This is a genomic window from Aquirufa nivalisilvae, from assembly GCF_004307455.1.
Lineage (GTDB): Bacteria > Bacteroidota > Bacteroidia > Cytophagales > Spirosomataceae > Aquirufa > Aquirufa nivalisilvae.
Map to the genome: position 1 here is coordinate 121261 of NZ_SEWX01000002.1, position 21754 is coordinate 143014.

Here is a 21754-nt window from a genome sequence, read left to right on the forward strand (position 1 = left end):
GTCTTATTAGGTTAGTCTTATAATAGATAAACTACGCATGAGTATTTATTCAATTAAAGATTTAGAACATCTTAGTGGCATAAAGGCTCATACCTTAAGGATTTGGGAGCAACGGTATGGTATTTTGAATCCAGATCGGACAGATACGAATATTCGTACTTACGGCGATGAAGAATTAAAGTTGGTTTTAAATATTGCTATTTTACAAAGTCGTGGGGACTTTAAAATCTCTGAAATAGCTAGAATGAGTGATAGTGAGCGATCTGCTAACTTGCTCCGTTTATCAGAAGGAAATCTTCATTTTCCAGATCAGATTCAGGCCTTAACGATTTCCATGTTGGAATTAAACGAGGCTATGTTTCAACAATTGACTAAAAACATTGTTCAAAAACATGGATTCGAAGATTATTTGATTCAAATTATCCATCCTTTTATGTTGCGCTTAGGAACCTTGTGGTTGTCAGGTTCAGTAGGTCCAGCCCAAGAGCATTTTATTAGTCATTTGATTAGACAAAAGGTAATTGCGGCGATAGACCAGTTGGATTTAAGTCACAAGCCCAACGCCAAGAAGTTTCTTTTGTATTTGCCTGAAGGGGAGTTACATGAAATAGGGCTGCTATTTGCCAATTATCTATTAAGAATTCGCAAACATCAAGTTGTTTATTTAGGACAATCTTTACCTTTTGAAGAATTAGTTCTTGCTCATGAAATTCATCAGCCTGACTATATTTTGAGCGTATTTACTTCTCAACCTAATCCAGATGAAATGCCTGGATATTTGGAACAACTAGTGGAAAAAATGCCTAACACGATTTTTTTATTGACTGGATACCAATTATTAGCCTTGGGGCAAAGTATACCCCAACCAATTCAAGTTTTACGAAATTTTCAGGATTTGATTGATTTAGCTAATTCTAACTAAATTTAGGATCTCGAGCAGTAGCTTCTTCCACAAATTTCTTTACCTCCTGTTCTTGGTCTTTTGGGCAAATCATCAATGCATTGCCATGTTCTGCTACAATGAAACCTTTCAGTCCTTGGATGACAACTAATTTTTCCGACGGAGTTTTAATGATGCAGTTTTTTGTATCATAAATCATCACATTGCCTTCAATGACGTTATGATTGGAGTCTTTTTCATTGATTTCATACAATGATTGCCAAGTACCTAAATCAGACCAACCGATGTCAGAAAGAATTACTTTGACTTCTTGAGCTTTTTCCATGATGCCTACATCCATGGAGATGTTTTTACAAACACCATATACCTTTTTGATGAATGTGTCTTCTTCTTTGGTATAATAATGGGTTAATCCCTCTTCAAATTGCTCAGCCATTCTCGACTGATGTTTTTCTAATTCTTTTTTGAAAGTAGGAAGTTTGAATACAAAGATTCCTGCATTCCAAACATAATCTCCGCTTTCTAAAAAAGCTTGGGCTAATTCTAGATTTGGTTTTTCTGTAAAGGTCTTAACTTTTTGAGCTTTGTTCTCATTAGGAACATATTGAATGTATCCGTAACCGGTATCAGGTCGAGTAGGAATGATGCCTAAGGTTACAAAAACATCTTCCTCTGCAACCTCTAAAGCTGTTCGGATATTTTCTTGGAAAACCTGTTCTTTTAAAATGACATGGTCAGCAGGGGCCACGACGAATTTCGCTTTTTTATTTTTTTTGGAGATTTTGTAGGTAGCATAAGCAATACAAGGTGCCGTATTTTTACGTTGAGGCTCTTTTAATATTTGCTCTTTGCTCAAAAAAGGTAATTGTTCTTCTACTAATCCCGCAAATTCATCACTAGTGACTACATAAATATTTTCTTGAGGAATGATGCCTTGAAAACGTTCGGCAGTTTGCTGGAGCATGGTTTTGCCTACCCCTAAAACATCGTGAAACTGCTTTGGATTTGCACTTCTGCTAATAGGCCAAAAGCGAGTGCCTATTCCGCCAGCCATGATGATGAGGTAATTGTCTTTCATAAATTTTAATACGTTCAATTCATTTGAACGAATGCTTCTGAGAATTTTTATCCAAGATTGATCAGAAAATTCAATAAAGCATTATGCTCATTCCATTAAGAAATCAAGAACTATACCTTGTTATCTGGGAATTACAATTCAAAGCTAACAAGAATTTCAATGGATTTAAAGTTCTTTTGAGATGACCTAAATCAAGGAATAATACTTAAACGTTAATATTTAAGTATTTATTGAAAAACTAGTAATTTTTTAATAAAATGAGTGCGCAATTCTATTTTCTTCCTTAGATTTGTTTGTGGTCTAGTGCCATATTTAAAATGTTATCTAAATTTATCAACATGAAAAGACTATCTCCCAAATTCCTACCCGCTATTTTAGTAATGTTTTTGATGAGTTTTTCTGTACTTGCTCAAACGAAAGTGGGAGGTCAAGTTTCAGATGCTGCTTCCAAAGAGGCCTTAATTGGTGTTAGTATTGCCGTTAAGGGTAAAGTAATTGGAACAATTACAGATGCTAAAGGAAATTTCTCATTGAGCACTTCGACTCCCGCACCATTCACCATTGTGGTTTCTATGGTTGGATACGAAAGACAAGAAATTAGTATCTCTGGAAATAAAACAGATTTAAAAATAAACTTAAAAGAGCAATCAGTACTAGGTCAGGACGTGGTCGTTTCTGCTAGTAGGGTAGAAGAAAGTGTCATGAAATCACCTGTTTCGGTGGAGAAAATGGATATTAGAAGCATCAGAGAAACACCTTCAGCTTCTTTTTATGATGCCCTTCGTAATTTGAAAGGAGTGGAAATGGTAACCCAATCGGTTTCTTTTTCTTCCATTAACATGAGAGGTTTTGGTAGTAATGGTAACGTTCGTGTGGTTCAAATGATTGACGGTATGGATAACCAAGCACCAGGTTTGAACTTTTCAGTAGGTAATATTGTCGGAATTTCAGAATTAGATTTAGAGAATGTGGAAGTATTGCCAGGTGCATCTTCCGCATTATATGGCCCGAATGCCATGAATGGTATCGTATTAATGAACTCAAAGAGCCCATTTTTATACCAAGGCTTGAGTGCTCAAATCAAGGGAGGATTTATGGATGCTCCTAATCGTACAGTACAAAATACACCTTACAGTGATATTTCAATTCGTTATGCGAAAGCATTCAACAACAAAGTCGCTTTCAAGTTAAATTTTAATACGTTAAGCGCGGAAGATTGGCAAGCATCTGATTACCGTGATCAAAGTTTATTGAATGGTACAACTCTTGGTTTAGGTGGACGTTCAACCAATTTAGCTTATAATGGAGTTAACTTATATGGAGATGAGACTAACGTGAATATGTTGAGTTCATTGACTCCATTACTAAAAGATCCTACTAGTCCTTTGACTGCAGGAATCAATCAGATTTCAAAAGCTACCGGAGGTTTATTGACTCCAGCAGCTATTTTGGGATACATTGTTCCCAATGTCAATATTTCTCGTGAAGGTTATGCTGAACGCGATTTGGCATCCTATGCAAACCGTAACATGAAATTTAATGCGGCTTTACATTATCGATTTAATGATAAAGTGGAGTTGATTTTGCAAGGTTCATATGGACAAGGTACAACCGTATACACAGGTGCTGATCGTTACTCGATCAAAAACTTTAGCATGGGTCAATACAAAGCAGAATTAAAGGGATCTAATTTCTTCTTAAGAGCTTACACGACTCAAGAGAATTCGGGTGATGCCTATGCAACGGGTACTTTAGGTCAATTAGTGAATGAAGCAGCAAAACCAAGTACAACTTGGTACCCACAATATTTCTCGACATTTGCGGGCCAGGCATTAAATAATTTTGGAACAGTATTGGCTACTACCTTAGCTCAAACTGGTAATCCAACTTTAGCTGTAGGAAATGCCATTGCTACAACACAGGCAGCCTTTCCTACTTATCACAACAACGCTCGTGCAACGGCTGATGTGGGTCGCTTGATTCCGGGAACAGCTGGCTTTACAACAGCAGTTGAAGCCATTAAAGGCAAACCACTTCCTCAAGGAGCTCGTTTCTTAGATAAGTCAGCATTATATCACTATGAAGGTATGTATAACTTCAGTGAGCTGTTGAATGATAAATTTGAAATGTTAGTAGGTGCTAACTACCGTGTTTATGCTTTGAACTCAGAAGGTACATTATTTGCTCGTCAAGATAATGGACAAGAATTCTCTATCAATGAATTCGGTGGATATTTACAGTTGGCTAAGAAGATGTTCCAAGATAAGTTTAAGTTGACAGGTTCGATGCGTTATGATAAAAATGAAAACTTTGAAGGTCAATATAGCCCAAGATTATCAGGGGTATACACGGTTGGTCAATCGAATTTCAGAGCGTCATATCAAACAGGTTTCCGCATTCCAACTACACAAGATCAATACATTGATTTAAATACTCCATCGGCTAGATTATTGGGAGGTTTGCCAGTAGTTCAAGATCGTTATAAATTATCAGGAAACTCATATACTTTACAATCTGTATTAGCAGGGAAGCCTGAAGTTTACACAGCTAAAGCTTGGAAGCCAGAGCAGGTTCGTACATTTGAAGTGGGTTATAAAGGAAATTTAGGAAGTAACTTATTAGCTGATTTTTATTACTACCAAAGTACTTTCACTAATTTCTCTGCAGGTCAAGTGGTGTTACAGCCTTCTACGACTATCGTTGGTTCATATAATTATTTCTCTTTCCCATCTAACGTAGACAATCAAGTTAAAACAAGTGGTTGGGGTTTAAGCTTAGATTATAGATTAGCTTCTAATTGGACCTTGGGTGGAAACATTTCATACAATACGGTGAATGATAATGGTGGATTGAGCAATTATCAATTAGCTTATAATACGCCAGCTTATCGCACCAACATCACCTTAGGCAACCGCAATATTGGTGGTTCAGGATGGGGCTTTAGCACGGTTTGGAGATATCAAGATGAATATGTTTGGCAATCTAGTTTTGTTAACCAGTTAGTTAACCAAACTCAACAAAGTGTTATTCCTTCTTTCAGTACCTTGGATGCACAGATTAGCAAGAAATTATCTAGTATTAAATCCATTGTAAAAGTAGGTGCTTCTAACTTATTAGGTACAGCTTACACTACAGGATGGGGTAATCCAACAGTAGGTAGCATTTACTATGTGAGTATTACATTTGATGAGTTATTAAATAAATAATCCTTCAAATTTTTATTGAGGCTGTCCTATTCGGGCAGCCTCTTTTTTTGTACCTTTGTGGATTGATTTGTAGCAAAATATGCAGCCACCTAAAGATTTAACAGGGTTTTCTCACATTGAAGTTTTAGGTGCTCGTGAGCATAATTTAAAGAACATCGACGTTCAAATTCCTAGGAATCAATTAGTCGTTATTACAGGAATTTCAGGTTCTGGGAAGTCTAGCTTAGCTTTTGATACGATTTATGCCGAAGGCCAAAGACGTTACATGGAAAGTTTTTCAGCTTATGCCAGAAGCTTTTTGGGTAATATGGAACGCCCGGATGTAGACAAGATAGAAGGTCTTTCTCCTGTTATTTCGATTGAACAAAAAACAACTTCCAAAAATCCTCGGTCAACCGTGGGAACTACCACCGAGATTTACGATTTTTTGCGTTTGCTTTTTGCTCGAGCATCGGAGGCCTTTAGTTATCTTTCTGGTGAAAAAATGGTCAAGCAATCGGTTGACCAAATTATCAATACTCTTTTACAGCAATTCCAAGGTGGCAAGGTCCAGTTATTAGCTCCAGTTGTAAAAGGAAGAAAGGGACATTATCGTGAGTTATTTGTACAAATAGCTAAATGGGGTTATACCAAGGTGCGAGTGGATGGGGAGATTGTGGAATTGGAGCCAAAAATGCAAGTTGATCGATTCAAAGTGCATGATATAGAGATCGTGGTGGATCGGTTGGTGGTGAAAGAGGACGACCGTTTTCGCATTTCGCAGAGTTTACAAACGGCCATGAATTTAGGTAAAGGGCAAGTGTTTATTTTGGATGAGAAAGGGAAGCTTCATTATTTTTCGCAGACATTAATGGACCCTAAAACGGGTTTGTCTTATGATGAACCTGCACCCAATACATTTTCATTTAATAGTCCTTACGGGGCTTGTCCTAGCTGCAATGGTTTAGGTCAAATCGAAGAAATTACGGAAGAATCGGTCATCCCAGATCCAGAGTTAAGTATTATTCGTGGAGCAATTGCCCCCATCGGTGAATACCGTGATTTATGGATATTTAAACAGTTAGAAGTTTTGTTGAAACCCTACCAAGTAGGTTTATCGACTCCCATTGCTAAGTTTCCAAGGAAGGCCGTAGAAATGATGTTATATGGTACTGATGAACCCGTACCAGTTCCATCCAAGAAATATGTGGGAACAGAATGGACGACCAAATATGATGGAATTATCCATTTTTTGAAAAGACAACAGGAAAGTGGATCGGAGAAAACTCAGGATTGGTTAAAAGACTTTTTGGAAGTAAAAACTTGCCCAGATTGTCATGGCTATCGATTGAAAAAAGAAGCGCTTTGTTTCAAGATAGACGGTAAACATATTGGAGAGTTAGCCCAAATGGATATTTTGGACTTGGAGAACTGGTTCGAAGGTTTGTTTTTACGACTATCAGATAGACAGCAACAAATAGGAGTTGAGGTTTTGAAGGAAATTCAAAAGCGCATTGGATTCTTGACTCAAATCGGGTTGAATTATTTAACCTTAGATAGGCCCATGAAAAGCTTATCGGGTGGAGAAGCGCAGCGGATTCGTTTGGCAACTCAAATTGGTACGCAGTTGGTGGGAGTTTTATATATCATGGATGAACCAAGTATTGGTCTACATCAGCGAGATAATGAAAAGTTAATTCATGCCTTAAAGGATTTGCGGGATTTAGGAAATAGTGTGTTGGTGGTGGAGCATGATAAAGACATGATGTTGGAGTCCGACTATTTGCTGGATATAGGACCAGGTGCAGGTAGACATGGAGGACATATTGTTGGGCAAGGTACACCTGCTGAGTTTTTGAAGTTACAAACCCCTACGGCACAATACTTAAATGGCCAATTAGCCATTGAAATTCCTGAGAAGCGCAGAAAAGGAACTGATAAGGTAATTAAATTAATTGGAGCCTCAGGAAATAACTTAAAGCATGTGACTGTCAGTATTCCTTTGGGAAAAATGATCTCAGTAACAGGGGTTTCTGGATCGGGTAAATCTACGTTGATTCACGACACATTGGTGCTTAAATTGAAGCAGCATTTTGATCGAACTAAAAGAGATCCGAAGGATTTTAAAGGTATTGAAGGATTAGAATTGATTGATAAAGTTATCGAAGTAGATCAATCGCCCATTGGAAGAACGCCTCGTTCTAACCCAGCCACCTATACCAATATGTATAGCGATATTAGAACATTGTACTGTGAATTGCCTGAATCTAAAATTCGTGGTTATAAAGCAGGGCGGTTTAGTTTTAATGTCAAAGGTGGTCGATGTGAAAGCTGCGAAGGTGCTGGTAGAAAGAAAATTGAAATGGAATTTCTGCCGGATGTTTTGGTTGAATGTGAGTCATGCAAAGGCAAGAGATTTAATCGTGAGACCTTAGAAGTTCGCTTTAAAGGCAAGTCGATATCCGATGTATTAGATATGACCGTGGAGCAAGCATTGGAGTTTTTTGAGCATCAACCTAAGATTTACCGTAAAGTAAAAACCTTATTGGAGGTAGGTTTAGGCTATATTACTTTAGGTCAACATGCCACGACATTATCTGGAGGGGAGGCACAGCGAGTAAAATTGGCGGAGGAGTTGTCGAAAAAAGACACAGGTAAAACCTTGTATGTGTTGGATGAGCCTACTACGGGTTTGCACTTTCAGGATGTAAAATTATTGTTGGAGGTACTTCAGAAATTAGTGGATCGAGGTAATACGGTGTTGATTATTGAACATAACTTAGATGTTATCAAAGTTTCGGATCACGTGATTGATTTAGGTCCTGAAGGCGGGCTTGCAGGAGGGCAAATTGTGGCCGAGGGTACTCCAGAAGAAGTGGCTAAAGTAAAGAAAAGTCACACAGGAAGGTTTTTATTGAAAGAGCTAAATTTGGCTTGATTTTCCTTAACGCTGGCAAGGTTCGAAACCTTGACAGCGTTGCGAAAACGAATGGATTTTCAATTTATTCTAACAGTAAACTGATTATGTTTTTCTCATCCAATTCGATGGAGTGAAATTGTCGAAATTCATCTAATCCTCCGAAATAATCTAATACCGATTTTTTATCGATAAAGCTCTTTTTCATCGTTGAAATGTCATAATAGGAAGAGTTTTTGTATTGTTTAAAATCATGTACGATGCCATGGTTTTCTGGGTTGAAATGAAGGTATTTGATCAGTTGCGTAAAATAAATATCATCATCTACTTGTATTCTCCTGAATGGATTTTCAAATAATCCCCCAGTTCGATCATTGGTTTTATTAAATGCCTGTGCATAGCAATTAAATAGCGTGCCAAATTGCGTTGCAATTAATCTCGAAAGGTCAACATGTTCCCTCTGTTCTGTTTTTATTTTTTTAAATTCAAAAATTTCGTTGGCAGATTTTATTCTTAGCAGAAAATGAAAATGATTGCCTAATAAACAATAGGCATAGGTGTCTGCAATAGGACATATGTACTTTTGGTATTTTCTTAGAAAGAACCTGTAATTCCTGTATTCTTTGAAAATTTTAGTTCTGTTTATTCCACGATTATATACATGGTATAATTGATCTGGAATCATTGGGGCTATATTTTTTTTCATGATTAGTGGTGGATAAATGAAATGAAACAAATGTTACAAATTTCATAGAAATGTAATCTTAAAAAATTGGTAAAAAATATCAGAAATGTGATGAAAAATTCGAGTAAAAAAAGGTAGCTTTATTGGCATTTCAACAACGCTGTCAAGGTTTTAAACCTTGACAGCGTTAAGGGAAAAAGATTCAGCAAAACACTCATCAATCATGCATATTTTTCTCCAAGTACTTTTTATTTTAGTACTATTCGGTCTGGGTTATTTGGTAACGCAACGTTTTAAGCTTATCATCTCCACGATTCAGTTAGCTAAAGCAGTTGAATTGAATGATCGTCCTAGTGAAAGATGGAAACGAGTTTTCTTATTAGCATTTGGGCAGAAAAAAATGTTTCAAAAACCTTTGGTAGGAGTTTTTCATTTTTTGATTTACCTAGGTTTCGTTTTAATAAATGTTGAGATTCTGGAAATTGTCATTGATGGGATATTAGGAACTCACCGAATTTTTGCTCCTCTCTTGGGAAGTATCTATCCTGTATTACTTAACTTCTTCGAATTACTTTCTTTAGGTGTCTTTGTGGCTTGTGTTGTGTTTTTTCTTCGAAGGGGAGTGATTCATGTGCAGCGATTGCAGTCTGGCGCGCATCGAGAATTGAAAGGTTTTCCGATACGAGATGCTTATACCATTTTGGCCATTGAATGTATTTTAATGCTAGCTCTGTGGACCATGAATGCGAGTGATGCCATCCTTCAAGAACGACAAGTGGAACATTTTGAACCTGTAGGAGCATTTGTCGTTTCTCAGCATTTCATGCCTATTTTGTCGAGTCTTTCTACTCCTATCTTATTGATTTTAGAACGAGTAGCGTGGTGGTTTCACATCCTTGGTATTTTAGGATTTGCCTTCTATGTGACCTATTCTAAACACTTACATATTTTCTTCGCTTTTCCCGCAGCTTATTTTTCAAGCCTTGAACCTTCCAGTAAAATGGGTAATATGCCCTCCGTCACTCATGAAGTAAAATTGATGTTAGGACAACCCGTTGAACCTAATACGGCCACTCCGGATCAAATGCGATTTGGGGCGAAAGATGTCATGGATTTAACCTGGAAAAATGCCCTAGACGCTTATTCATGTACCGAATGTGGCCGCTGTACGGAACAGTGTCCTGCCAATCAAACTGGTAGAGCTTTGTCACCACGAAAGATTATGATGGACACCCGCGATCGATTAGAAGAGGTTGGGAAAGGTCTGGCAAAAAATAAAGGAAAATGGGTGGAAGATGGGAAATCACTCTTAGGCGATTATATTTCAGCTGAAGAATTGAGAGCATGTACTACCTGTCAGGCCTGTGTCGAAGCTTGTCCCATGGAACTGTCTCCATTGAATATCATATTGGCATTGCGCCGCTACCAAATCATGGAACAATCTGATGCTCCAGCCGCTTGGAATAGCATGTTTTCCAATATTGAAACAAATCAAGCTCCTTGGAAATTTAATCCATCCGATCGTTTAAACTGGGCCAAATCATAAACACATGAAAAAAGTTTTTATACCAGTCATCATTGGACTAATCTTGTTTTTTACGCTTGGACCTAGTCCTCAAGCTCCTACCTTAGACCGAGGCGTTACTTGGAAAAATATTCCAGATTCTCTTCCTGCCTTATCTAAGTATTTACAAAATAAAGAAGCTTCATTCCCTCAAATTAAGCCCAATAACGAGGCGAAAATAGTTTGGGCAGATTCTCTAAATCCTCAAAAAACGAAATGGGTATTCATGTATGTCCATGGTTTTTCGGCGTCTCAAATGGAAGGGAATCCTGTGCATCGACAAATCGCTAAAACATTTGGAGCCAATTTACTCTTAACTCGAGTAGCAGGGCATGGTTTTGCTACCTCGGATAGCGTGTTGCAGCATGTCACAGCAGACGATTATTACGAAAGTGTAGAAAATCAATTGGCCTTGGCCAAAAAAATGGGTGAGAATGTCATCGTGTTGGCCACCTCATTTGGTGGAGCCTTGTCTTTGTCTCTAGCTTCCCGTCATCCAGAAATTAAAGCATTATTGTTGTATAGCCCATGCATTGCTATTGCAGATCCAGCTGCCGTTTTGATGGACAATCCTTGGGGGCTTCAATTGGCTAGAAAGGTAGTTGGGGGCGATCACCGAGATATTCCAGCTCAAAATTCAGCTCATAATCAATATTGGAACTTGCATTATCGCTTAGAGGGTGCGGTAGAATTACAGAATTTCCTTACCAATCAAATGACCGACGAGGTTTTTGAACAAGTAAAATGCCCCGTTTTTATGGGCTATTATTACAAAGATGATGCTCATCAAGATCCTGTTGTGTCGGTTAAAGCAATGCGTCATATGTTCCCTTATTTAGGTACAAGTCCTGCTCAGAAAAAAGAAATGGCTTTCCCTTTAGCTGATAACCATGTCATTACTTCGGATATATTAGCCAAAAGAACAGATTTACCCTTGAAGGCTAGCATTCAATTTTTGAAAGAAATAGTTCATCTTCCATAAATTATGACGCCTAATTTAATTCTTTATGCAGTTCCTTTCTTTTTGATTACGGTCATCTTGGAATCGTATGTCGTGTTCAAACAACATCGTGATTTTGTCGAGACAAAAGATTCTTTGACTTCCATTGGATTGGGCCTAGGGAATCTTTTTATAGGATTATTGACCAAATCAGTCATCTATGTCAGCTATTTTTATGTATATGATCATTGGCGACTATTTGATCTTTCCATAGCATGGTGGTGGGTATGGGTCTTTGCCTTTTTTGCCGATGATTTTACCTATTATTGGTTTCATCGGATATCCCATGAAGTACGCTATTTTTGGGCTTCTCACATGGTGCATCATTCTTCACCGAAGTACAATTTAGCTGCGGCATTACGACAAACTTGGACGGGGAATTTATCGGGAGCATTTTTATTTTATATCTGGATATTGTTACTAGGGGTACATCCATTTATCGTATTCTTTTTCCAACAAATTAGCCTGTTATATCAATATTGGATTCACACGGAATTGATTAAAAAAATGCCAGCTTGGTTTGAATATATCTTCAATACACCTTCACACCATCGGGTCCATCATGGAACGGACTTGGACTATTTGGATACGAATTACGCAGGGATTTTGATCATTTGGGATCGGATGTTTGGTTCATTTCAACAAGAAAATCAAAGGCCAAATTATGGATTGACGAAGCAAATTGAAAGTTATAATCCTGCCAAAATTGCCTTTTTTGAATGGTTACAAATTGTCAAAGATATCTTTCATTCAAAAAGCCTTTCAGCTGCTTGGAAATATGTCATAGGCCCTCCAGGTTGGAGTCCAGATGGTTCTAGATTAACCGTAGAACAAATGCGTCAACAAAATAAGTTTAAAAAAGATGAGCAAGGAACTGAAGATTAGTACCATGGCCGAATGGGCCGCTAAAGGAGAAAGCCCAGCGTTTTTGTTTTGGGTAGGATGTGCAGGTTCATTTGATGATCGTCATAAGAAAGTAACTAGGGCTTTTTGTGAAATTTTACAAAGCCTAGAAATTTCATTTGCCGTACTCGGAACAGAGGAATCCTGTACAGGTGATCCTGCTCGAAGGAGTGGAAATGAGTTTTTATTCCAAATGCAGGCCATGTCCAACATTGAGGTACTGAATATGTATGGCGTGAAGAAAATAGTGACGGCTTGTCCGCATTGTTTCAATACATTGAAAAATGAGTACCCTGAATTAGGAGGAAATTACGAGGTTATACACCATAGTCAATTACTTGCTGAATTATTAGCTGAGGGTAAAATTCAATTGAAGGAAGAAGAAAAAGAAGCTGTAGCTTTTCATGATTCATGCTATCTTGGACGTGGAAATGGGATATATGAAGCACCTCGAGAAATAATTCTAGGACTGAAAAAGGAACTAAAAGAGCTAAAAAGTTGTAGAACCAAAGGTTTGTGTTGTGGAGCTGGTGGTGCTCAAGTATTTAAAGAGCCCGAAGAAGGGAGTATTGACATTCAAACCAAAAGATCCCAAGAAATCATTGATTCAGGGGTACAGAAGGTAGCTTTAGCTTGTCCGTTTTGTATGGTTATGATTCAAGATGGATTGAACAAACACGGAAAAGATAAAGAAATACAAGTAGTAGATTTGGCTGAGTTAGTTCAGCAAACCATGATATAAATATATGTACGTAGAATTTCAACAATTACCTGCCCATGCTCGAGTTTGGATATATCAAGCCAACAGAGCATTTAATGAACAAGAAAGTACTTTTGTTCAATCTTATTTGAAACAAGCAGTTCAAGATTGGAATGCCCATGGAGTTCCTTTAGCAGGTTCATTCCAAATCCGATATAATCAGATTATTGTTATTGCTGTGGATGAGCATCACCATGCGGCATCGGGCTGCTCCATTGATGCCTCAACAGGCTGGTTTAAGGATTTAGCATTTCAGATGGGAATGGATTTTTTTGATCGTTCAGTGGCTTTGGTTCAAGAAGATAACCTTATTTTATTTCCACTTTTAGGAGTAAAACAAGTGATCAACGAGGGACATATCAATGCAGATTCCTTAATCGCCATTCCACAAGTCAAAGATTTGGGAGATTATAGAGCCAATTGGCCAGCCAAAGCAAAAGACTCTTGGCTTAAAAAATATTTTGTAGCTGCATCCGTATAGTTTATGGCAGAAGATTTACAGATAGTGGAAGGAAGTAGAGCAGATAAATACCAAGCTCTTATTCCTCAAGTGGCGGCACTCATTCAAGGAGAGACAGATTTATATGCCAATCTAGCAAATATTGCAGCTGCTATTCATGAATATTTTGGATTCTTTTGGGTAGGCTTTTATCTAAACAAACAAGACCAGCTGGTTCTCGGACCTTTTCAAGGACCAGTAGCTTGTACACGTATTCCTTACCACAAAGGTGTTTGTGGTCATGCTTACAGAACCCAACAAAGCATTATTGTCCCCAATGTAGATGAATTTCCAGGTCATATCGCCTGCGCATCTGCATCCAAATCAGAAATTGTATTACCTGTGATGGATTCCGCTGGCGAAGTGCTAATGGTCTTGGATGTTGATTCTGATCAATTAAATGATTTCAGCGAGATAGACCGAGAGGGCTTGCAAGCTATTATTGATTTGATTGAAAAAAATCACACCTCTTGGTCCTAAATCTTTTATGCTAAAGGTTTCATGCCCATAGCTAGCCACTCTTCCTTGGAAGGCCCATACATGCCAGGAACACTTAGGCCTTCTTGACGAATCAATACGCTCAACTGCCCTCTGTGATGGGTTTGGTGGCGAATGAGAATACTTAAAACAGCTCCTCTTTCCCAATGATCACCATACATAGGAACTTTCTCTCCTAGCATCTCATCAGTCCATTGATTTTTTAATGCCAAAACTAAGGATTCAGAGGATTTTTGATATTCTGCAATAAGTTTGTTCAAGTCATTTTTTTCTTGACTAGCATCCACTATGCCATCTACTTCCTTTAATCCAGCATGGTGCAATAACTCGGCGATAGATTCCGTGATGTGCCACGATAATCGAGCCATACTTCTGAAATTTTCGCTAGGGTTATCTTTGAAATGACCGGCTTGTATGGCCTGAAACATTTTGATAGTGCTTTCAGATTCGTAAGCCCAAGCTCGATAAAAATCAGTTAATTGTCTAAACATGGCTGTTGGTTTTTGATAAAATTAAGCCATTGGAAGTAATCTTCCTAGTTAGAATCATGCCAAAATGATGAATGGCTATTGTGCAAGTCGTGCAATGACCGTTTCTCCTCCAACGGGCTTGTCGTCTAATTTAACACAGATTTCAGCATCTAAAGGAAGATAAATATCAATGCGACTACCAAATTTAATGAAGCCAAACTCAGTTCCTTGAACAACAGCATCTCCTTCTTTGGCATACCAACAAATCCGTTTAGCTAATGCTCCAGCAATCTGACGAAATAAGACCTCTGTGCCATTTTCATGCTTCACTACATAAGTAGTACGCTCATTTTCTGTGCTAGATTTTGGATGCCAAGCCACCAAATATTTACCAGGATGGTATTTGAAATATGATACGATTCCTGAAATTGGATTAAAATTGATGTGCACATTGATAGGTGACATGAAAATGGAAACCTGTCTGCGTTTATCTTTGAAATATTCAGTTTCCACCGCCTCTTCAATCACTACAACCTTGCCATCTGCAGGCGCAATGATATCCTTTGAGTTGATGTTAGTTACGCGTTTAGGAACACGGAAAAACTGCACCAAAAGCAAATAAAATATAGCAGTAATTACCACCACAGCTTCACGAACATAAACTTGCTCTGGTAGAAAATAAGCCACTAAGGCATTTATAGCTAATACTATGACAATAGCTGTCAATAAAATGGTTTTTCCTTCTCTGTGTAGGGTCATAAGCGATTTTTATGGTTTAATCCAGGGTATGGATTAAACTTTAATCCGTAAAATTAGCCAATTTTGTTGAAAAATTGGGCATAGCTCTTCAATCTATTCCTAATAATTTGACAATTTTGCTTGAAAAAATTGCATTTTTATTACCTATTAGAACTAAATCATGCGCCTAGGCTATTACATTTTATCACTGTTTTTACTGATTCACGTAAATGTCCAAGCTCATAGCATCGAATGGTTTAGTACTAGCACGGGGTACTTTTATAAAATTGATTTTGAGAATAGTCAGCTTTCTAGAACGAAGAACGGCCTTCCCTGGATGAATTTAGGGGAATTGACTTTTGAAAATGTAAAAAATGAAGATTTGATTTCAGCTAATTATGCTGTAAAAGAATTTAAAATAGAGCATTCAGATTGGTCCTATCTGTTAATACCTTGTACCAACCAAGTCTACCAAATCAATAAAAAGCAATTGATATTAAAGCGAATTGACGCAACCTATTTTAGGGGTGCCAATTGTTCGAGTAGTATTTTTTATCGAAATGGAATTCTATACTCTTTTGGAGGATATGGCTTTGGGACTTCCTCCAATATTTTAACGAAATACAATGCGGAGGGCAAGGAATGGTTGAATATTCAAGCGAAAGGGGATGTGCCTCCAGCAATTTCAATGGGCCTGACAGCCTATGTATCCAGTCAGGATAAGTTTATCACCATGGGAAACCATCAGATAAATGAAACAGATTTGAATCGCTTAGATGTGTTGGATTGGAATATGTATGAATATAATTTCGAGAAAAGTGAATTTACAAGTCTTGGAAAAATTGAATTAGAAGAAATTAAATCCTTTTTATCGAAAGATTTAATCCGTTATTATTTATTCAATGGGCGCTATTTCTTTTTATTGGACAAATCTGGTCGTAAGAAAAATTTCGATACGATGTATATCATTGATGTTTTGGATGATTTCAAAACATATTGCTGGAAAAACAATAATCGGTTAGTAGTTGAAGGACCCTACAGTGGGAATTTTGATAAAGCTTTTCATGTCAATGGAGATACGTTAATTTGGACAAATTTATCCAATCAATCTACTCCTAGCACAGTTAAAAATCACCGAATGATGGTGAATGATTTACTTCGAGAATCGGAATATGTGGGAAAACTTGGCCAAATACCTTGGTATCAATCTGTTCTGGAAGGGTCCGTTATCTTAGTTTCTTTGGGTTTTCTAGTCATAGCCTTCTTTTTGTATCAAAAATGGAAAAAGCGGAGATTGGCAAAAAACCTTAAAATTATATTGGGTGAAAATGAAAAAATGCTCCTTGATTTCCTGATTTTAAATTATACGACAGGAAATATTTCAGGACATCAAATCATCGCTTTCTTTGGTAAACACAAAAGTTCACCCGAATCACAGCGACAATTTAGGGCAAAAATGTTTGAGAATTTGACCAAATCCTTGCGCTTATTACTTGGTAAAGAGCAAATTTTAGATGTCCATCCTGACGAGAAAGATCAACGGATGTTTACTTACCGCCTAAACGCAGAAGTTTATCAAATTCTCAAATCATTATAAATTCTTTAGAAGGAAGTTGGTCATCATTTGATACAAATGATATCGGGTATTTCCTCCTGTAATGCTATGATTTTTATTGGGATAATAGAAACTTTGAAATTGTTTATTAGCCTTGATTAACGCTTCTTGTAAAGCCACTGCATTTTGAAAATGGACATTGTCATCACCGGTTCCGTGAACCAACAATAAATTACCTTTCAATTTACTAACATGGTTTACGGGTGAATTTTCATCATACCCCTTCGCATTTTCTTGTGGTGTTCTTTGATAACGCTCTGTATAAATACTATCATAGAAACGCCAATTAGTCACTGGCGCTACTGAAATGGCCGTTTTGAATACATCTGCACCTTGCATTAAGCAATTGGACGACATAAATCCGCCGTAGCTCCATCCCCAAATTCCTATGCGGGAAGCGTCAACATAAGGTAATTTCGCTAGATATTGGGCAGAATAAATTTGATCTTGAACTTCAATTTTACCTAAGTTTTGGTAAGTGATTTTTTTGAAATCCACTCCGCGAGCACCTGTACCCCGATTATCGACGCAATAAATTATGTAGCCTTTGTCCAAAAGGGTTTGATACCAATAAAAATCGTTGCTTACTGGATATGCATCCAATACTTGTTGACTTCCAGGGCCACCATATACATGCATTAAAACAGGGTATTTTTTGTTTGGATCAAAGTTTTTAGGTTTAATGGTATAAGCGTTTAAATTTTCACCATTGGCTAAGGGGATTTGGAAGAATTCACGGGTAGAAATCGCATAGTCTTTGAGCTGTTGCTTTAATTTGGTATTATCTTCTAACACACGAATTAAAGTACCTTGACTGCTCTTTAGGCTGATTTGTAAAGGCTCTTTAGCTGAGCTGAAATACAACATATAAAAGGAGAAGTCGGGGCTAAAGTTGGCTGTATTCGTGCCAGCATGCTGAGAAATCATTTGGAAGTTGGAACCATCTAATTGAATTTTATACACTTCTCTTTGTATCGCTGATTTCGCTGCGGCATTGAAATAAAGTGTTTGGCTTTTTTCATCAAAGCCATAAAAATCATCCACTTCCCAGTTTCCTTTTGAGATTGGATCTACTTTTCCTGTGGCAATTTCAGCAACATATAAATGCTTAAATCCTGACTTTTCAGAAGAGAAAATAAACCGCTTTTGATCAGCTAAATAGGTGATATCATTGCCAACAGATTCAATTTCCAAGGAAGTATTACTTCTCTCCTCATAAATAACTTTGGAGTTTCCATCCTTTGCCGATGCATGTAGGATTTCCATGTGATTTTGTAAGCGATTTAAGCGAATGAAAGAAACCCAATCAGAGCTAGCTGTCCATTTCATTCTTGGGATGTATTGATCCTTATCTTTTCCAACTTGAATTGGAATGCTTTTTTGACTTGTCAAAGAATAAACGCTAAGGCTTACAATGGAATTGGCTTCACCTGCTTTAGGGTATTTAAAACGGTAATCTTTCGGATACAATTCCCCCCACATTTGCATGTTGTATTCAGGAACCTTTGTTTCATCAAAGGTATAATAGGCTATCTTTTTGCTATCTGGAGACCATTGAAAAGCTTTAGCAAAGGAAAATTCCTCTTCATATACCCAATCGCAAGCGCCATGAATAATATGGTTAAATTTGCCAGAGGTAGTAATAGCTTTTTCTTTTCCAGAAATTAAATCCACCAAGAAAAGGTTGTTTTCTCGTACAAAAGCCACTTTTTTCCCATCGGGAGAAAAGCTAGCATGCATTTGTTTTCCTGCTTTAGATAAAGGAGTAATGGATTTGTTTTGACGGTCAAAAATGAAATTGTTTTCCTTTGAGCTGCGTCGGTAGATTTGTTCAGACTCCGTGGAAATCAAGATTTTTAATTCGTCAGATGAAAGACTAAAGGACTCTACTTTTATCTTTTTACCTGCTACTCGCTGAATTTCTTCATCAAAAAGCACTTCTGAGTTTTTGGGATCGACAACAGAATATTTGATGATTTTCCCCTCTTTTAACTCGGTATAATGTTGGCCGTCTTTTGTCCAATTAAGGTTTTGAATGCTTCTTTGGCGGAAAGTATAATTTTGCCAAACATCTTCTAAACTAACACTTTTTTGGGCCATGCTCACATGAGCCAATAGAAAAATTACAGCGAAGCTGAGGGTGCGAAAAAAACGTAGAATCATAAGGATATTTAGTCTTGAAAAATCACGATAGGACTTGTCTCAATCGTGTTGCTTTGATGAAATGCTTTGTCTTTAATGGAAATACGGAATGCTAATGTGTCGTTCTTCTCGGTAAAATCCGGAGAATAACCTTTATAAAAGGCATACACAAATTGAGTGGAATAGGATATGTACCCTTCAATTGGCCCTGGTTTTTGATCGGGTTTAAAAGGGAAATTCATTAATCCACCAAGTTTGGGGCTGAAAGTCACGGGTATGAATTTGCCGTTCTTTTTAAATAATACATCTACCTCAAAATTACGGTAGTCTTTGTATTTAGGGTCTGAATTTTTTTCCGCTGTAGTAATGCCTAAATCTCCATCTCCATCTTGAAACTTGATGGTCATCACCACGGAATCAATTTTGGCTTTACCTCCAAAACCGTCATTACTGATTTTCGTGATTTTTTTAATGGATTCAAATTCAATGCTAGGCGTGGTGCTATAATCAGGTTCTTGTACACAGGCAATGAATGCCCAAGCGCACAATGCAATGATGGTGATGAGACTACCTAGTTTAATCATGAAGATTCGGTGGTAATTAGAAGCGTAAAGTTAATGATTTGCATTAATTTTGTGCATAATTTCAAAAAAAGCTATGCAGAGTGAAAACGAAGATTGGGAAAGCCTTTCTTTGAGTTTGAAGAATCGAGTGGGTCAGATGCAAGATGCTGATTTTGAAACCTTGGCTTTGGACGTTTTTCGCTTTCAAGCAAGCCATAATCCATTGTATCATTTATACCTAGGATTATTGGGAGTAGAAGTTAACAGCATTGCTTCGATTGACCAAATTCCTTTTTTGCCAATTGAGTTATTTAAAAACCACCTCGTTCAATCGGGCTTTGCGCCTATTTTATTTCAGTTTGAAAGTTCGGGAACAACTGGCCAAATTCCTTCCAAGCACATTGTTTGTGATCCTGCTTTTTATCAAAGTCAAGCCAAGAGAATTTTTGAATCGAATTATGGCTCATTAAATGACTACCATATTTTTGCTCTTTTGCCGTCCTACTTGGAAAGAAGCACATCTTCCTTGGTCTTCATGATGGATTATTTTATCAAAGAGTCTCAATCCGAGCTCGCTGGTTTTTATTTAAATCAATATGATGCTTTAGTTGAAAATTTGAAGGCCGCTTTGCTGACCGACAGAAAGATCTGGTTGATGGGTGTTACTTTTGGCTTATTGGATTGGGTAGATTCTGGACAAGATTTTTCTTTTTGGAAAGAAGCCGTAGCGGCAGGTCGAGTTATGGTGATGGAAACGGGTGGGATGAAAGGCCGACGCGCCGAGTGGTTGCGAGAGGAGGTTCATGCCTTTCTACAAGAAAAAATGCATTTGCCTCAAGTTGCCTCCGAATATGGCATGACGGAATTATTTTCTCAAGCTTATGCTGATCAAGCAGGTGTTTTTACACCTGGAGTAAGTATGCGGGTTTTGTTGAGGGAGGTCAATGATCCCTTTGGACAAGTTACACAAGCAGGCCGAGTGGGGGGAATCAAAGTGATTGATCTCGCCAATATTGATTCTTGTTCCTTTATTGAAACCAAAGATTTAGGCTCGCTAGAACCTGACGGCATTCGATTTAAGGTGTTAGGTCGCTTTGATAATTCGGAACAAAGAGGATGTAATTTGATGCTAGCTCAAGGATGGGGAACCAACCAAGAGGAACCATCTTCATAAAATTCATTTTTCCAGATAGGTACTTCTTCTTTCAAGCGATCAATCAACCATTGGCAAGCTTTAAATGCTTCTGCACGATGTACGCAAGTAACTCCAATTAGTACGGCGATATCTCCAATTTGTAAAGGGCCTGTTCGGTGAGCCATGACCACTTTTTGAATGGGCCATGTTGCTCCAGCTTGATCTATTAACAGGTTTATTTGTTTCACAGCCATAGGAGGATAAGCTTCCATGTCGAGTGATTTCACTTCTTTGTTTTGATTTTTATTTCGAATGGTGCCGATAAACAAGCAAATTCCGCCTGCAACATCGTCTTGCAGAAATGGGTAAAAATCATCCAATTGGATGGCTTGTTCCAATAAAGCCACTTTTCTTTCCATGTTATCGAATTCTTTGGTAAGTTAAAAAACTATATTGGTACGGGTTCTTTTCATCGGTAATACCTCTTTCTGTTTGAATAATTTCCCATTCTTGACTAGGCATTTCTGGGAAGAAAGCATCTCCATCAAAATAGTCGTGCAATCGTGTGAGGATAACTTGGTCGGCTATTTCCAAAGCTTGTTTATATATCTCGGCTCCACCAATGATGAAGATATCATCTCTGGATAGACTTTTAGCTTTCAAAATAGCTTCTTCCAAAGAGTGACAAAGAATTATCCCATCAGCAAGGATCTGGTTTTGTCGACTGACCACCAAGTTATTTCGATTAGGTAAAGCTTTGCCAATGGAATCAAAGGTTTTTCTCCCCATGATAATGGAATGTCCTGTGGTCAAATTTTTGAAATGTTTCAGGTCAGCTGGTAGGTGCCAAATGAGTTGATTGTTTTTGCCAATGACGTTTTTTTCGTCACAAGCCACGATTATCTTGATCACGGGATTTTTATTTTTATCAAAATTACGGGAAATAATGGGACGAAAAGAAATCAAATTGTGGAAAAGGTGTTTGTGATTAAAATTCCTGATTTTTATTTTCAATAACGTTTCCCAATTCGGGCTTCAACGACTAACTTTGTACAATTTTTGAGCCTAAGTGTAAAGGTCTGAAAATTTGTTTTCTATTGA

Annotated in this window: 19 protein-coding genes; 11 read left to right on the forward strand and 8 right to left on the reverse strand. The window is 37.6% G+C overall.

The annotated features are described in order from the left end of the window. Positions 1 to 37: 37 nt before the first annotated feature. Positions 38 to 922, forward strand: coding sequence for a MerR family transcriptional regulator (locus EWU22_RS03970; protein ID WP_130924509.1), 885 nt, complete (start codon positions 38 to 40; stop codon positions 920 to 922). On the opposite strand, the gene EWU22_RS03975 is transcribed toward EWU22_RS03970, so the two are convergent. Beyond that, positions 915 to 1979: a mannose-1-phosphate guanylyltransferase gene (locus tag EWU22_RS03975; protein ID WP_130924510.1), complete on the reverse strand. Its 1065-nt coding sequence runs from the start codon at positions 1977 to 1979 to the stop codon at positions 915 to 917. The genes EWU22_RS03970 and EWU22_RS03975 overlap by 8 nt on opposite strands. A gap of 338 nt (positions 1980 to 2317) precedes the next feature. Between EWU22_RS03975 and EWU22_RS03980 the strand changes: the two genes are divergently transcribed. Both EWU22_RS03980 and uvrA read left to right on the forward strand, forming a co-directional pair. Next, positions 2318 to 5185: a TonB-dependent receptor gene (locus tag EWU22_RS03980; protein ID WP_130924511.1), complete on the forward strand. Its 2868-nt coding sequence runs from the start codon at positions 2318 to 2320 to the stop codon at positions 5183 to 5185. A 79-nt stretch (positions 5186 to 5264) separates the two neighbouring features. Beyond that, positions 5265 to 8102, forward strand: a complete 2838-nt coding sequence (gene uvrA / locus EWU22_RS03985) for an excinuclease ABC subunit UvrA (protein WP_130924512.1) — start codon at positions 5265 to 5267, stop codon at positions 8100 to 8102. A 64-nt stretch (positions 8103 to 8166) separates the two neighbouring features. Here uvrA and EWU22_RS03990 read toward each other — a convergent pair whose 3' ends face one another. Beyond that, complete coding sequence (locus EWU22_RS03990; protein ID WP_130924513.1) at positions 8167 to 8787, reverse strand: hypothetical protein; 621 nt, start codon at positions 8785 to 8787, stop codon at positions 8167 to 8169. A gap of 202 nt (positions 8788 to 8989) precedes the next feature. Between EWU22_RS03990 and EWU22_RS03995 the strand changes: the two genes are divergently transcribed. The 6 genes from EWU22_RS03995 to EWU22_RS04020 are packed head-to-tail and all read left to right on the forward strand — an operon-like array spanning position 8990 to position 13972. Beyond that, positions 8990 to 10312, forward strand: coding sequence for a (Fe-S)-binding protein (locus EWU22_RS03995; protein ID WP_130924514.1), 1323 nt, complete (start codon positions 8990 to 8992; stop codon positions 10310 to 10312). 4 nt (positions 10313 to 10316) lie between these two features. Further along, on the forward strand, positions 10317 to 11312 hold the full coding sequence (locus EWU22_RS04000; RefSeq protein ID WP_130924515.1) for an alpha/beta hydrolase: 996 nt from the start codon (positions 10317 to 10319) through the stop codon (positions 11310 to 11312). Positions 11313 to 11315: 3 nt separating this feature from the next. After that, a complete protein-coding gene (locus EWU22_RS04005; RefSeq protein WP_130924516.1) occupies positions 11316 to 12215 on the forward strand; it encodes a sterol desaturase family protein in 900 nt (299 codons plus the stop codon). Next, the gene (locus EWU22_RS04010) at positions 12193 to 12975 is read left to right on the forward strand and encodes a (Fe-S)-binding protein (RefSeq protein WP_231962704.1); all 783 of its coding nucleotides are present in this window, start codon (positions 12193 to 12195) and stop codon (positions 12973 to 12975) included. Before EWU22_RS04005 ends, EWU22_RS04010 begins: the two co-directional genes overlap by 23 nt. Before the next feature lie 4 nt (positions 12976 to 12979). Beyond that, complete coding sequence (locus EWU22_RS04015) at positions 12980 to 13474, forward strand: hypothetical protein (RefSeq protein ID WP_130924517.1); 495 nt, start codon at positions 12980 to 12982, stop codon at positions 13472 to 13474. Between the two features lie 3 nt (positions 13475 to 13477). After that, positions 13478 to 13972: a GAF domain-containing protein gene (locus EWU22_RS04020; RefSeq protein ID WP_130924518.1), complete on the forward strand. Its 495-nt coding sequence runs from the start codon at positions 13478 to 13480 to the stop codon at positions 13970 to 13972. 5 nt (positions 13973 to 13977) lie between these two features. On the opposite strand, the gene EWU22_RS04025 is transcribed toward EWU22_RS04020, so the two are convergent. Both EWU22_RS04025 and EWU22_RS04030 read right to left on the reverse strand, forming a co-directional pair. Then, positions 13978 to 14481 (reverse strand): DinB family protein, encoded by a 504-nt coding sequence (locus EWU22_RS04025; RefSeq protein ID WP_130924519.1) that lies wholly within the window; start codon positions 14479 to 14481, stop codon positions 13978 to 13980. Between the two features lie 75 nt (positions 14482 to 14556). Beyond that, positions 14557 to 15219, reverse strand: coding sequence for a phosphatidylserine decarboxylase family protein (locus EWU22_RS04030; protein ID WP_130924520.1), 663 nt, complete (start codon positions 15217 to 15219; stop codon positions 14557 to 14559). 160 nt (positions 15220 to 15379) lie between these two features. On the opposite strand from EWU22_RS04030, the gene EWU22_RS04035 reads away from it, so the two are divergent. Beyond that, entirely contained in the window at positions 15380 to 16795 is a 1416-nt protein-coding gene (locus EWU22_RS04035; RefSeq protein ID WP_130924521.1) for a hypothetical protein, read from the forward strand. On the opposite strand, the gene EWU22_RS04040 is transcribed toward EWU22_RS04035, so the two are convergent. Together EWU22_RS04040 and EWU22_RS04045 are read right to left on the reverse strand one after the other, a co-directional pair. Next, positions 16790 to 18913: a S9 family peptidase gene (locus tag EWU22_RS04040; protein ID WP_231962707.1), complete on the reverse strand. Its 2124-nt coding sequence runs from the start codon at positions 18911 to 18913 to the stop codon at positions 16790 to 16792. The genes EWU22_RS04035 and EWU22_RS04040 overlap by 6 nt on opposite strands. Positions 18914 to 18984: 71 nt before the next feature. Continuing rightward, positions 18985 to 19539: a hypothetical protein gene (locus EWU22_RS04045; RefSeq protein WP_109322080.1), complete on the reverse strand. Its 555-nt coding sequence runs from the start codon at positions 19537 to 19539 to the stop codon at positions 18985 to 18987. Between the two features lie 73 nt (positions 19540 to 19612). On the opposite strand from EWU22_RS04045, the gene EWU22_RS04050 reads away from it, so the two are divergent. After that, complete coding sequence (locus tag EWU22_RS04050; protein ID WP_130924523.1) at positions 19613 to 20692, forward strand: long-chain-fatty-acid--protein ligase; 1080 nt, start codon at positions 19613 to 19615, stop codon at positions 20690 to 20692. On the opposite strand, the gene EWU22_RS04055 is transcribed toward EWU22_RS04050, so the two are convergent. Both EWU22_RS04055 and EWU22_RS04060 read right to left on the reverse strand, forming a co-directional pair. Further along, entirely contained in the window at positions 20653 to 21072 is a 420-nt protein-coding gene (locus tag EWU22_RS04055; RefSeq protein WP_130924524.1) for a molybdenum cofactor biosynthesis protein MoaE, read from the reverse strand. The two genes, EWU22_RS04050 and EWU22_RS04055, sit on opposite strands and share 40 nt — an antisense overlap. Before the next feature lies 1 nt (position 21073). Continuing rightward, positions 21074 to 21565, reverse strand: coding sequence for a dihydrofolate reductase (locus EWU22_RS04060; protein WP_109324931.1), 492 nt, complete (start codon positions 21563 to 21565; stop codon positions 21074 to 21076). Positions 21566 to 21754 lie beyond the last annotated feature (189 nt).

Bases quoted from the DNA above. Each gene is read 5' to 3' on its own strand.
- EWU22_RS03970 (WP_130924509.1), top strand. From the start codon at position 38: ATGAGTATTTATTCAATTAAAGATTTAGAACATCTTAGTGGCATAAAG.
- EWU22_RS03975 (WP_130924510.1), bottom strand. From the start codon at position 1,979: ATGAAAGACAATTACCTCATCATCATGGCTGGCGGAATAGGCACTCGC.
- EWU22_RS03980 (WP_130924511.1), top strand. From the start codon at position 2,318: ATGAAAAGACTATCTCCCAAATTCCTACCCGCTATTTTAGTAATGTTT.
- uvrA (WP_130924512.1), top strand. From the start codon at position 5,265: ATGCAGCCACCTAAAGATTTAACAGGGTTTTCTCACATTGAAGTTTTA.
- EWU22_RS03990 (WP_130924513.1), bottom strand. From the start codon at position 8,787: ATGAAAAAAAATATAGCCCCAATGATTCCAGATCAATTATACCATGTA.
- EWU22_RS03995 (WP_130924514.1), top strand. From the start codon at position 8,990: ATGCATATTTTTCTCCAAGTACTTTTTATTTTAGTACTATTCGGTCTG.
- EWU22_RS04000 (WP_130924515.1), top strand. From the start codon at position 10,317: ATGAAAAAAGTTTTTATACCAGTCATCATTGGACTAATCTTGTTTTTT.
- EWU22_RS04005 (WP_130924516.1), top strand. From the start codon at position 11,316: ATGACGCCTAATTTAATTCTTTATGCAGTTCCTTTCTTTTTGATTACG.
- EWU22_RS04010 (WP_231962704.1), top strand. From the start codon at position 12,193: ATGAGCAAGGAACTGAAGATTAGTACCATGGCCGAATGGGCCGCTAAA.
- EWU22_RS04015 (WP_130924517.1), top strand. From the start codon at position 12,980: ATGTACGTAGAATTTCAACAATTACCTGCCCATGCTCGAGTTTGGATA.
- EWU22_RS04020 (WP_130924518.1), top strand. From the start codon at position 13,478: ATGGCAGAAGATTTACAGATAGTGGAAGGAAGTAGAGCAGATAAATAC.
- EWU22_RS04025 (WP_130924519.1), bottom strand. From the start codon at position 14,481: ATGTTTAGACAATTAACTGATTTTTATCGAGCTTGGGCTTACGAATCT.
- EWU22_RS04030 (WP_130924520.1), bottom strand. From the start codon at position 15,219: ATGACCCTACACAGAGAAGGAAAAACCATTTTATTGACAGCTATTGTC.
- EWU22_RS04035 (WP_130924521.1), top strand. From the start codon at position 15,380: ATGCGCCTAGGCTATTACATTTTATCACTGTTTTTACTGATTCACGTA.
- EWU22_RS04040 (WP_231962707.1), bottom strand. From the start codon at position 18,913: ATGGCCCAAAAAAGTGTTAGTTTAGAAGATGTTTGGCAAAATTATACT.
- EWU22_RS04045 (WP_109322080.1), bottom strand. From the start codon at position 19,539: ATGATTAAACTAGGTAGTCTCATCACCATCATTGCATTGTGCGCTTGG.
- EWU22_RS04050 (WP_130924523.1), top strand. From the start codon at position 19,613: ATGCAGAGTGAAAACGAAGATTGGGAAAGCCTTTCTTTGAGTTTGAAG.
- EWU22_RS04055 (WP_130924524.1), bottom strand. From the start codon at position 21,072: ATGGAAAGAAAAGTGGCTTTATTGGAACAAGCCATCCAATTGGATGAT.